The following is an 11,243-nucleotide window of genomic DNA, read 5'->3' on the forward strand; positions in this document are numbered from 1 at the left end:
TTAGAAACTCCCGCCCACATCGCGGCGGTGTTGCTGTGGTTGCCGGACCGGATAGTGCTCGGCCACTGCCCCGGCCACGTTCATGAGTGCTTTGCGGGTCCGTGGTTTGAGCTCGTCGAACGCGATGTCGCCGCCTTCGGCCAGGTGCACGTCGTAGGGCACCTTCACAACGCCGGGAATGCGCTCACGAAACCGTGTCTCGGCGTCAGTGACGTCAACCAGTGGTCTGCCTTTGGCGGTGGCGTTGAGCGCGACCACGGTACGGGGTAGCAACCGGCTGAAACCGTGGGATTGCAGCCACTCTACGGTCGCCCACGCACCATTGATGCCGAGCGGATCTTGAGATGCGACCACTACCAGGCTGTCGACGTGGGCGGCGATGGTGGCGAACAGCGGTGAGGTGATCGCCGTGCCGCAGTCCAACAGAATGATGTTGTAGTGCAGCTTCAGGATCTTCATCGCGGCCTCGAAGTCGGCGCTGTTCAGGATGTAGGACGATCGCGGATCATTCTGGGAGCCAAGCATTTCCAGCCGATCGTTGTTCTGCACGGTGAATACCTGGACATTGGGGTAGCTGCTGGCGTCTTGCAGTGCTGAGAGTGCCTCGATGTTCGCCTTGGCGCCGCCTTGCTGTTCGAAGCGCGACGACAGGGTGCCCAGGTCGGTGTCGACATCGACGGCGATGACGCGGTCGCCGCGTTCGCGGGCGATCGCGCTGCCCGCGGCGACGGTCATCGTGGTCTTGCCTACCCCGCCTTTGGCGTTGACGAAAGCCACGACATGGACACCGAGCAGGGCGCTCTTGATCCGCCTGCTCAGCTCGTCGGCCTGCTCTTGCTTGGCGCTGGGGCCCGGCGTGATCAACCCGAATGTCATCTTCGCCACGACTTTGCGCCAGCCAGTGCCGCTGGCGCGTCGCCGTGTCGTGACGACCCGCTGGTTGTCCTGAGTCAGCGGGGCCGCGCCAGCGAAGCTGTCGTGACCGCGCGCAACGTGGCTGGCCGGTGGCGGCGCCGCGGTATTGGGTTCAGGCGCCCACCCGGTGTGCGGCGCGCTATCAGATGGGTCTGTGTCGTCGAAGAATCCCCCGAAACTGGGGAGGTTGGGCACTGCTGGGGCTGGCTCAGGGGCGGCGTGCGAGGCCGGCGGGGGCGGTGTGGGGCGCTCGCCAGGCTGGCCCGGCGGCCTGAAGGCTTGCTGGTTCTGCGGGTCGACGGAGGAGGGGCGCAGAGGAGCTGGTGGGATGAACTGAGGGCGGCCGGAACCCGAGGCGTGTTGCGGGGGTGCCGGCGGCCGGGGTGCCGTCGCGGGAAGCGGCGCCGCCGCGCGAGGGTCCTGCTGCCCATCGCCCGGTCCCACGCCCTGCTGCAATGGCCACTGGATGCGGCGCTGGGGCCCTGTGTCGGCCTGGCCGGGAGGACGGTACGGGTCCGGCGGGGCAGCCGGGGTCTCGATCGGCCGCTGCGCTGGCAGGTTGCCGGCGGCGTTGTCAGCGGCGGAGAAGTCAGATGGAGCGCTCATCGATGCGGTCTCACTTTCGAATCGGAGATGTCAGATGCTGTAGTTCTCATTGGGAAACCAAGTGCCAGAGGGTAATCGGGCGGTGAGGTCACGCACGGCCATCGCCACTGCGAACGCATCACCAGGGGCGAACACCGACCTTCCGCCCTTTCGCGGCTCACCAGCTGGCGGGCTGACCAGTATGAGCCCGATATCGGTGCTGATGACGTTGACGCTGACGTCAGTGTGGTGGTGGCCGCCGCCTGTGGATTCATGGGCGGTCAGCTCCACGATCGTGCGGTCACCACCACGAGCCAGTGTCATGATCTCGGCTGCCTGTTCGTCCACACCCAGGTCGGTGAGAGTCTCGAACACATCTGCGCCGCGGCCTATCCGGGCATCGATCGCTTTGCCGAGGTCCATCGACAGCGAGAACTCCTCGAAGCGCGCCGCCCGCTGGTCAGGGGGCAGTCCGGCAGTGACGATCGGCACGATCGCTTCGCTGTCAGTGAGCTCCAGCGGGGTGAACGTCACCATCTGCGCGTAGCGCAACACGGCCACAGCCTGTACGGGTTCAGTGCGGGCCAAGACTCCACGCAAGATCTGGTCCGGGCCAAGGATGGTGAGCCACTCCAGCCACTGACGTGGATGGCACGCGGTCCGGATAGCCTCAGCGACGGACGAGTTGAGCTGCCCCCGATCATCGAGAACGCCGGATTCGGTGAGTTCGTCCCTGCAGCGTTGATTGAAAGGGGCCCGCTCCCCCGCGTCGACGTAGGGGGCGGTGATCGCCAACATCCACGGATAGGTACCGGCCCGGAGGTGATCAGCGAGGAACCACGCCTGCTGCGCGGTCACCTCGATGGCCGGGTGCTTAGTCGCTGTCATCGGCGGCACCCTCAGTTGGTGGTTTGGCTTGCTCTAGTTCGGCAAGGACGGGCTCTAGGGCTTTTTCGACAATGAACGACATCGACGTCGACCAGCGTCTCTCCTGGTCACGCAGCCGTTTGAGGAGCCGCCGGCTCAAGCGGATCGTGGTCGGGACTTTCTCGTCTTGCTTGAGCAGACGAGCGCTGAGCTCGTCCACCAACTTCGATTCAGTCATCGACGGTTTCCCTCCAAACCCGGATCCTTGCCGTGCGTGCTCGCAGTAGAGCACACGAAGTGGACACGGCAAATAGATTGCTTACCGCCGTAGCGCATGATGCAAGCCGGTGAGTGTAGGAGACGTACTGCCCGCAGACACACCAGCAGCACACCTCAGGGAATTGCCGAACACGATGCGATGCGCGACGCGCATCATCGCATATGCGCATACGGCATACACCACGATGTCATCAGAACTCGGCGTAACCACTGCGGATCGCGCGCACGGAGAACGGACCGGCGCCCTGTCGCAACGTACTGGCGAAAGGTGGAATATCGAACGGCGGCCAGCAGCACTGACAGGTCGCGAGACCAGGGTCGAGCAGTTGGTGACGGCCATGGTTGCGCCGTCGCGTCCCTGGCCGCCGGTACCATGAGGGGGTTGGTCGAGACATAGGTCTGCTCGTGGAGCGCAGCACGAGTTGCCGCACATCGGTCAACCGCGGCCCACGGACATCCGTGCGATAGCAAGCCCGCTGAGCAAGACATTTCGCGCATCGCTGCCCTACAACTGCGCCACCCATCTACCCTCGCCAAATACGTCACGTGACGAAAGTCAAGGAATGCCTGGTGGGACGCCACAACTCTGGACTAACGGTGATGCAGCGTGCATCACCGCGACGACGACCGCCACGATCGACCCCGCCGCCGTTACCCCGCTAGCCGACGGCCCTGCGGCAACGCGCTGTTGTTGCTCGTGTCCCCCCGGCCTAATACTCTAATACCGGTATTGAGAAGGAGTTGCGTCATGACAGACACGTCCACCAGGACCTCCCGCCGGCCAGTCAAAGCCGCCGGCAAGCGCAAGACCGCCAATCGCTTCGCCAGACTCGCGGGCGGCGACACCGAACCCGGCCAATCCCACTCCCCCGCCGGCGACACGGCCGACGAAAACGGTCTGATCGCCGGGATGACCGCCGTCGCCGCGGACGAGGCCCACCGCGTCGTCGACCTCCCGGTCGCCGAGATCGCCGCGCACCCCTTCAACGATTCGTCGCGCTCCACCCCCCAACCCGGCGAGCCGAAGTGGGAAGAATTGCTCAACGCAGTACGCGTCAGCGGGGTCCGCCTGCCCGTGCTTGCCGTGCCGCGAGATGCCTTCCTCGCGGCCAGGCCGTCAGCCGAGCAGCAGATCTCAGCCGACGCCCGCTACGTCCTCGTCTACGGGCACCGTCGGCGAGCCGCAGCCCTTGCTGCCGGCCGTGCCACCGTGCCAGCTGTCGTCGACGACTCGATCATGGCCGATGATGGCGACCTCGATGCGATGGCGGCTGAGAATCTTGGCCGCGAGGACCTCTCCGACCTTGCCGAAGCGGACCTGTTCGCCCGCTACGCGGACATCGGTCTTTCCCAGCGCGCGATCGCCGAACGCCTTGGCGTCGACCAGGCCACCGTGTCACGTCGGTTAGCGCTGCTGCTGCTCGCACCGGAGGTTCGGGACTCGGTCGCGACCGGAAGCCTGCCCAGCGCGGAGGCCGCAGCCCTGGCCGGCAAGCTGCCGTACGGGCCGCATCGGCGATGGCAGAAAGGGCGAGATCGGGACCAGAATTCCGCGCTGCGCCGCGCCGAGCAGGTGGCGGCCCAGCAACTGATCCTGCGCCACCACTGGTCGGCATCCCGCGCGGCCGAACGCATCATCGCCGAGCGGGACGCGCGCGCGGAGGCCGCCGCTCTAGGTATCACGCTCACCGATGATCCGCGCAGCGAGGTGGGCGAGCACTACACCGACCACCGCATCGGCCGAGACGAGCTGTCCCCGGGCACCCAGGTCGTGGGCGCGGTGAACCCCAACACCGGCCACCTAGACCTTTACGCGCGGCCGCGACCCGACCCCGCACCCGAAGCGGCCTATACAGAGCACGACGCGCCTTATCCTGTCCCCCCGCACCGGCCGGATACCGATGATGATGTTGGCCCCGCCAGCGCCGGCGCTCAGGGCAGCGATGCACACCTTGATCCAGGGGCGGACGCCGTGGCCGCCGAGATCGCGGAGCAGCAGCGAGCCGCCGCCTCGTCGCAGACGCTGCGCCGGCAGGCGTGCGCGACGCTGATCGGCCATCAGCCCTCGAATGCCGAACTGCTCAAACTCCTGGTCCGCCAATATCTGTCCGGCGTCGCCGCACGCAGCCAGACATCCGCAGTCAAGGCTCTTCTGCGCGACTGGGACGCTACGGTTGTCGGCACCGGCGAGAAGGCTCGCTGCACACGCGCGTGGCACCATGCGATCGCCGCCGCCGAGCTGCACACCGCGTCTCTCAAAGAAGGCTTCGACGACGACGCCGTGGCTCACCTCGATGTGCTCGTTGAACGGGTTGGTTACCGGCCGACGGACTGGGAAAGCCAGCAGATATCGATGGCCCGAGGGTGATGTCACCGTGCACGTCCGGACTTCCCCCACATTGCGTGATGCAGGCTGCATCACCGCTCACGCCCCACCACCGTGATGCAGCCTGCATCACCGCCCAATTACCTCGCCCGCGATAGGAGACCCGCCAGCCATGCCTACCTACACCGTCGCCAACATGTCCGGAAGCGTCGGCAAGACGACTACCGTCGTCACCGCCGCCATACTCTTGGCCGCCTCCGGCCTGCGCGTCCGGGTCATCGACCTGGATCCGCAAGCCAACGCCAGTACCTGGCTGGGCTATCCGGACATCGCCGGCACCACGATCGCCGACGTCTTGCGCCTCGACGCCACGATCGACGACATCGAACGCCCCGCCCGCACCATCGACTACACCGACGACGGCGAACTCCTCCTCAGCGACGCCCCCGAGGCGCGTATCGAGAACCTCACCATCGTGCCCGCCGCCCGCTCGACACTGGACAAACTCATGGTCGAGTTGCCGGCCGTGGTTGGCGGCGTCATGCGTCTGCGCGACGCGCTCGAAAATGCTGCCCCGGTTGACGTCACCTTGATCGACTCCCCCGGCTCGAACAGCGCCCTGGTCACAACTGCGCTCATCGCTTCGTCAGTTGACGAGGCAGCGCCACCGGGGTCGTGGGGCCTGATCACCTGCACCAAGCCCGCTGGAAAGGAATCGGAGGGCATCCAGGCCCTGCTTCGGGAACTCGCCATCGTCAAGAAGACCTTCCGCATCGACATCCCGCTGCTCGCGATCGTCCCCTGCGCGGTGCCCGCCAGCGGCGCGGTGTACCAGCAGCAGATGGAGTACTTGCAGGAGGGCTTCGGCGACAAGGTGACCCCGGCGATTCGGCGCAGCTCAATCGTCGACGAGGCCTACACCAACTATCGCCCCGTACCGCTGTATGGATACCGGGCCAAGGACATCACCGCTGATTACAAGAATGTGCTTAGCCACATGAAGCGCCTCGGTATGTTCTGCTCCGTACCCATCAATGCCTAACTCGAACGACACTGCACGGCACGGCGAGACGACCAAGAACAGCAAGGTCAATATTCCCATCGACCTTCATCAGCAAGCGCGCGCCGCGGTCCGGCTGGTTGAACGGGTGACCGGACGCCGGTACACCTTCGCGCAGTTTGTCCGCGAAGCATTCGTCGCGCAGCTGACCGTTATCGCGCGCGACTACAACAGCGGACGCGCCATCGTTCCCGACACCGAGCCGCTCGAACCGGGACGCCGGTGATCTTGGCCTCGGACCGTCAGGCCCCGAGCAGGCCGAACTCGTACCGCAGCGCCTGCTCGACCAGGGCGCTCCGGGTACCCGCGCCCCACGCCAACACCAGATTGTCGAGCCGCTGACCGTTTGCGGCCGACACTCCGGACAGGACCACCGTGCGCGGAGCGGTCACATGACGCCTTCGCCGCGGCACCGCATTCGACGATGGCCGCTCAAACAGCTGCCCCTCCCCCATCGTCGACGACGCGACCGTGGACCAGGTGGTCGCCAACCTCGGCGCGTGCGCCTCGATCGCATCCATCACGATCGTGCCCATGGGTCGTGCCAGACCCCGGCGCAGCTTCTTCTCGCCGATCTGCACGCGATACAGCTCGTCATACACCTCGGCCGACAGCAACACCTCCGGAGGTCTGACGCGCTTCGCCGCCCCACCGGAACCGGGTGAGGCGGTCGGACGTAGACGCCGGTGATCGACCTCAAGCTCCGTGTGCACCGGGGCGTGCGCGCGCTGGTGTCCGGGCTCTGATTCGGCGACCAGCTGCAGCGGCGCCGAGTGCGGCTGCCGTTGTTCAGCCGGCGTCGACGGTCTCGGTGAAGGCGTGGCGGGCGACACTTCCCGCGCAGGCGTGGCCGGCGGCGCAATTGGTGTCTGGGTCGGGTTCGCCACAGCACTGCTCCGCGCCGGCCACATCTCATCCATCTCGTCGTCGAGGGCCGACGGATCGAAGACGGCCTTGCGCTTTTGCCGACTGGTGCTCATCCGGCACGCTCCGCGCTCGGCGCCGCCGCCTCGTAGCGCAGCAGACGCGCCACGATCTGGCGCACCAGCTCCTGGTAATCCGCGGCCAGGCCAGACGGATCGCTGGCCCACATTGCGCGCTCGGGACTTTGCTTGTCCCGTAACTTCGACAGCCTGCTGCGCCGCGCGTCGTGCGCCAGGGCGACCAGTTCGCCGGCCGTTTTGTGCATCGTGCGCATGTCGACAGCAGCCGCAGATGCCGAGCGGATCGTGATGTCGAAGGGGGTCGTGCCGCTGCCCTCCAGCATGTCGTTGACCTGGGCAAAAACTTCCTCGTTGCGCTTAGTCGCGCGGGGGTTGACATCGAACAGCAGCACGCCCAGCAACTGAATCGAAGCCCCGTGCTTGCGGGCCCGCCAGAAGCGGCGGGCCAGCCGTTCGACGCCGCCGAGGCTGGCCTGATCGTCGCGGGTCGGAATGAGCAGATAGTTGGCGACCGACAGGTAGGTGTCCAGCAGGGGGACGTCGCCCGGGCCGGAGTCGATGAGCACGACGTCGTAGCCTTCGGCGTCGCAGAGCGCGCTGAGCTGGCTCTGCAGGTTGGCTGCCATGTCGATGCCGTTGTCGACCATCAGGTGAGCGGCCGCGCCGGCAACCGCCAACTGTGGTCCCCCCGCGACGACGTCGAGATGGTCGCGGACATTGCGGACCGGGACCAACGGCGTCCCGAACTGCAGGGTCGCTGCCAGTGACTGTCCGCGGTCACCCGCTACGCCGAGATCCTCCACGGTGACGTTGGCCTGCGGGTCCCCGTCGACCACCAGCACTCTGCGTCCGCGCTTGCCTGCCGTCGCGATCATCTCGGCGACGGCCGCGACGGTCGTCGACTTGCCGACGCCGCCCTTCTGATTAGCCACGAGAATTACTCGGGTCGGTCCAGTCATTGTCACGCGTTGCAACGTAAGTGCACGCGAACTCGCATCCGCGTCGGCACACTGACGTGAAACTGAACTGTTACACAAGTGGCTGTTGGGACGTGCGGTAAATCGGCGTCCCGCCCGTCCCACCGTCCACACAGCCGCGAGTGGCACCCGGCGTCGGAGTAGGCGGTGCCACTCCCGCAACACCGTCCCGCCCCCCGGACGTGCCGCGTGCCGGCGCCCTGGACGTCTCGCCGACCGCGCGCACGTGCGAGCGGGCACGCGGCGACACGCGCGATCGCTCGTACGTCATTCGCCCGTACGCCAGCACGGGCAGTGGGCCGTGACGCCGTCCGACGACCGCCCGTCGATGCTGCAGGCCATTCTCCGTCGGAAGGACTCACGAACATCCGTCACACCGACGGGTCGTCACCCCGCGACTGATCCGGCAACGGGTTGTCGGTTGCCCGTGAAAGCCCCGCCGTTGATCCGTACATCGCAGGTCACTGGGCATGGCACCGCAGCGTGCCCGCACAAAACGCCATCGTGGCAGAGGGCGGAAACTAAAGGGGGGCCGCGCGCGCTGGAAGCGGGGGAGTCTTGTGCCTTGCTCCGGTTCAGTCTGCGTGAAGAAACGCAGCTTCAGGCGTGCTGGGCTGCAGGAACGTCGTCAGCGCTGAGTCGTAGCCGCGGAACATCGTCTGCAAGTGTCGCAGTGTCTCCACGCGTTTCGCATCGGCCTGGGCACGAATGGCATCAGCGTCGGCCTGGGCGCGCGAAATGGCTGCCTGCGCGGCGGCTGTCTGGGCATGATGCTCAGCTTCTGCGAGAAGCGCCTGCATCGCGGCGTCGGCCGCAGCCTTCAAGGACGTGAGCGTGTCGAGCAGCTCGGTTACCCGACGCTGATCCGGCTGCGCGGGGCGCCCAGCCTGCGGGGCGGGTAGGGGAGTGGTGGGCGTGATACCGAACTTGCGGCTGAGAAAACGCTCCGCATCCTCACGCTTTGACCTCTTGTTCGACTTGGCGCCGAGTTCCGGGAACACCTTGAAAGCGAGTGTTCCCGCATTCCACCAACTACGGACCGTGTTCGCCTTTGCCCGGCCGCCGGACAGCTCCGCGACTTGCTCGGCGGTCAGCCACCCGTCGGGGTCGACGGCGTCGAAAGCGCCATCGTGCGTCGTCATGCCCACAATCTACTAGCTCACCTCACGCTTAATGGCGCATTCTGCGACACACCACTAACCGGGCGAAGACATATCACTCATCATGGCGCATTGTGCGCTACCGTATCGCTATAGCGCGCGGATGTCCGCGCACCAGCGAGAGGGAACCACCATGACAACCGGTTTGGACACCGCACAGGCCCCTGTCGCAGGCGAATCCGCCCGCAAGAGTCGGCGCGGCACCGAGACCCGGCGGCGTACCAAGCACATGACGTTGCGACTGCTGCCGCAAGAGCAAGAGGTCGCCGAGGCCGTCGCCTCGCAGTTCGACATGAAGAGCGTCCAGGCGCTGATCGTCGATGTGTGCCAGCCCCTGATGTCTCCCGGCGCGCTCGACGCCTTGGCCGCCGATCGCGACGCCCTGCAGGACCTCGCGCGCGCACACGGAATTTCCGAAGCACAGGCACTACTGCTGCGTGCGCTGACTTCATCGGCACCGGTGGCCTGCTAACAGGCATCGCTGTCGTTCGACAGTGAGATGAGAGCGACGCGCGGGTGCCCGCGTGTCGCTGCGCGGACACCCGCGCGTCTCGTGCGACGATCCCTCCAGGCACACCATTAACAGTCTGGAGGTCGCCATGCGCCCGCACGGTCCATAACGTTGCCTACCCGAAGCGCGAATACCGCATCGCGCGCCATCCTTTTCCGCGTCGCACAACAGTCGCGACCGAATTCGCTACCGCGAAACCTGACTCGTCATCGCCCGTGTCTTCTGACATGACTCGGGTCTGTTTGACGTGCCCTGACCCATAACCCCTGAAACCACGCGCACCGGGAGGAGGTTCCCACCCCTGCACCACTCGCGCAGGCCGCAGCACCCAAACGCCAAGCGTTGAGCCATTTTTCGCGGCCAGGCGACATTCACAGCTGAATATCGGTCCGGATCCACCGCCTACACCAACGAAGCCCCCGGCGGCAACCGAGGGCTTCGTATCTGAAGTGTTCGAGTCGAGTTGGCCCTCGACTCGGTGGGTTCGCACCCATCCCCGAAGGGACTTGTCGCGATGGACAGGTACCACGGTAGCTTATGCGCCCAAGCAGGACCAGAAGGCGCGCTACTTTATGATCACGATCGACACGCTCATCCACCACGCACCACCCGCGCCCATCGAAAACGCCTGCGCGACAGCCGTCGCCACTGGATTCTGGCGGCGGCAGTAACAACCACCAGCACGCCGATGTGGACCAGTAGGCGTGGATGGCTCGACGGGTTGGCCGCATGGACGACGGCTGATGAAGGGGTCGCGGCGCTGACCGCGGCCAACCTACGCGCTCAACTGCTCCTGCGCGTCGCCGAGGCGATGGCGGTAAGCGCAGATCACCGCACCGGCCGGCACTGCGCCGCGACCAATGCCACCGTCGCCGCCGCAGCAGGCTGCTCGCCTCGCAGCGTCACTACCGCCCGCCGAGTCCTTGCCGCCGCCGGTTGGGCGATCGAGGCGTACCGGGGCACCGGCTCGCCCAGGACACCTTCGCACCGCCGTCGCCCCTCCGTGTGGCACCTCATCAGTCGCAAACAGCCTGTGCGCAACAGCACTGTTTGCGACCTACCGCCATCACGTAGTGATAGGCGGTTATCTCTGGAAAGAACTTCCTCACCAAGGGCGCGCAAGCGCGCGCCGCACCCCCCATCAGGTACTCCTCGACACGCACCCCCGCGGCGCCCGCTACGCGCGCCGCGACCCCTTGCCATCCAACGCCTCGCCGACCAACTCACCGGCAACCGCTACGGCCGCACACCCCTGTGCCACGGCCTAGCCCACGGCCACATCGGCGCCATCTGCGACGCACTGATCACCACCGGCATCGACCCCACCCACTGGACCGCCCACCAACTCACCGACGCCCTCAACACCCACATGCGCACCACCGGCTACACCTGGCCCGACCACATCGACCGCCCCGGCGCCTTCCTCGCCTCACGCCTGCGCGCCCTGCCCGACCGGCCCACCGGGCCGACCCAGAGCAGCGGCGCCACCACCCCCAACCCCGACACCACAACCCCGGCCAACAGCCAGGCCCACCAGGCTCAGCCCAGCACCCAAAACACCGCCACCACCACCGCCCACACCGACACCCAACGCTGGTACGACCAGGTCACCGCCGCCA

The 11,243-nt window shown here is 66.4% G+C and carries 11 protein-coding genes; 5 read left to right on the forward strand and 6 right to left on the reverse strand.

All coding sequences use genetic code 11. The features are described from left to right. From AC5Y5Z_RS19520 to AC5Y5Z_RS19530, 3 genes are all read right to left on the reverse strand, one after another. Window positions 1-876 (reverse strand): MinD/ParA family ATP-binding protein, encoded by an 876-nt coding sequence (locus tag AC5Y5Z_RS19520; protein WP_133437213.1) that lies wholly within the window; start codon window positions 874-876, stop codon window positions 1-3. Between the two features lie 675 nt (window positions 877-1,551). Further along, complete coding sequence (locus tag AC5Y5Z_RS19525; protein ID WP_499919583.1) at window positions 1,552-2,358, reverse strand: ESX secretion-associated protein EspG; 807 nt, start codon at window positions 2,356-2,358, stop codon at window positions 1,552-1,554. A gap of 16 nt (window positions 2,359-2,374) precedes the next feature. Next, the gene (locus tag AC5Y5Z_RS19530) at window positions 2,375-2,605 is read right to left on the reverse strand and encodes a hypothetical protein (protein ID WP_287035362.1); all 231 of its coding nucleotides are present in this window, start codon (window positions 2,603-2,605) and stop codon (window positions 2,375-2,377) included. A gap of 951 nt (window positions 2,606-3,556) precedes the next feature. On the opposite strand from AC5Y5Z_RS19530, the gene AC5Y5Z_RS19535 reads away from it, so the two are divergent. The 3 genes from AC5Y5Z_RS19535 to AC5Y5Z_RS19545 all read left to right on the forward strand — a co-directional run bounded on the left by AC5Y5Z_RS19535 (window position 3,557) and on the right by AC5Y5Z_RS19545 (window position 6,258). Further along, a complete protein-coding gene (locus tag AC5Y5Z_RS19535) occupies window positions 3,557-5,014 on the forward strand; it encodes a ParB/RepB/Spo0J family partition protein (protein WP_499919586.1) in 1,458 nt (485 codons plus the stop codon). A 130-nt stretch (window positions 5,015-5,144) separates the two neighbouring features. Continuing rightward, a complete protein-coding gene (locus AC5Y5Z_RS19540) occupies window positions 5,145-6,014 on the forward strand; it encodes a ParA family protein (protein ID WP_133449273.1) in 870 nt (289 codons plus the stop codon). Then, a complete protein-coding gene (locus AC5Y5Z_RS19545) occupies window positions 6,007-6,258 on the forward strand; it encodes a 50S ribosomal protein L7ae (RefSeq protein WP_205879839.1) in 252 nt (83 codons plus the stop codon). The genes AC5Y5Z_RS19540 and AC5Y5Z_RS19545 overlap by 8 nt, the downstream gene beginning before the upstream one ends. Before the next feature lie 16 nt (window positions 6,259-6,274). Here the strand turns inward: AC5Y5Z_RS19545 and AC5Y5Z_RS19550 are convergent, their stop codons facing one another. The 3 genes from AC5Y5Z_RS19550 to AC5Y5Z_RS19560 form a co-directional block, all read right to left on the reverse strand. Beyond that, a complete protein-coding gene (locus AC5Y5Z_RS19550; protein WP_499919588.1) occupies window positions 6,275-7,012 on the reverse strand; it encodes a hypothetical protein in 738 nt (245 codons plus the stop codon). Beyond that, a complete protein-coding gene (locus AC5Y5Z_RS19555) occupies window positions 7,009-7,941 on the reverse strand; it encodes a ParA family protein (protein WP_133449275.1) in 933 nt (310 codons plus the stop codon). Before AC5Y5Z_RS19555 ends, AC5Y5Z_RS19550 begins: the two co-directional genes overlap by 4 nt. A 587-nt stretch (window positions 7,942-8,528) precedes the next feature. Next, entirely contained in the window at window positions 8,529-9,095 is a 567-nt protein-coding gene (locus AC5Y5Z_RS19560) for a hypothetical protein (protein WP_133449276.1), read from the reverse strand. Between the two features lie 151 nt (window positions 9,096-9,246). Here AC5Y5Z_RS19560 and AC5Y5Z_RS19565 point away from each other — a divergent pair, with 151 nt between their 5' ends. Both AC5Y5Z_RS19565 and AC5Y5Z_RS19570 read left to right on the forward strand, forming a co-directional pair. After that, window positions 9,247-9,585: a hypothetical protein gene (locus AC5Y5Z_RS19565; protein ID WP_205879616.1), complete on the forward strand. Its 339-nt coding sequence runs from the start codon at window positions 9,247-9,249 to the stop codon at window positions 9,583-9,585. A gap of 727 nt (window positions 9,586-10,312) precedes the next feature. Then, on the forward strand, window positions 10,313-11,243 hold a 931-nt coding region (locus AC5Y5Z_RS19570; protein ID WP_499926960.1), incomplete at its 3' end, for an RNA replicase.

This window comes from Mycobacterium sp. NGS29, assembly GCF_059812965.1.

Bases quoted from the DNA above. Each gene is read 5' to 3' on its own strand.
- AC5Y5Z_RS19530 (WP_287035362.1), bottom strand. From the start codon at position 2,605: ATGACTGAATCGAAGTTGGTGGACGAGCTCAGCGCTCGTCTGCTCAAG.
- AC5Y5Z_RS19535 (WP_499919586.1), top strand. From the start codon at position 3,557: ATGACCGCCGTCGCCGCGGACGAGGCCCACCGCGTCGTCGACCTCCCG.
- AC5Y5Z_RS19565 (WP_205879616.1), top strand. From the start codon at position 9,247: ATGACAACCGGTTTGGACACCGCACAGGCCCCTGTCGCAGGCGAATCC.
- AC5Y5Z_RS19545 (WP_205879839.1), top strand. From the start codon at position 6,007: ATGCCTAACTCGAACGACACTGCACGGCACGGCGAGACGACCAAGAAC.
- AC5Y5Z_RS19550 (WP_499919588.1), bottom strand. From the start codon at position 7,012: ATGAGCACCAGTCGGCAAAAGCGCAAGGCCGTCTTCGATCCGTCGGCC.
- AC5Y5Z_RS19540 (WP_133449273.1), top strand. From the start codon at position 5,145: ATGCCTACCTACACCGTCGCCAACATGTCCGGAAGCGTCGGCAAGACG.
- AC5Y5Z_RS19520 (WP_133437213.1), bottom strand. From the start codon at position 876: ATGACATTCGGGTTGATCACGCCGGGCCCCAGCGCCAAGCAAGAGCAG.
- AC5Y5Z_RS19560 (WP_133449276.1), bottom strand. From the start codon at position 9,095: ATGACGACGCACGATGGCGCTTTCGACGCCGTCGACCCCGACGGGTGG.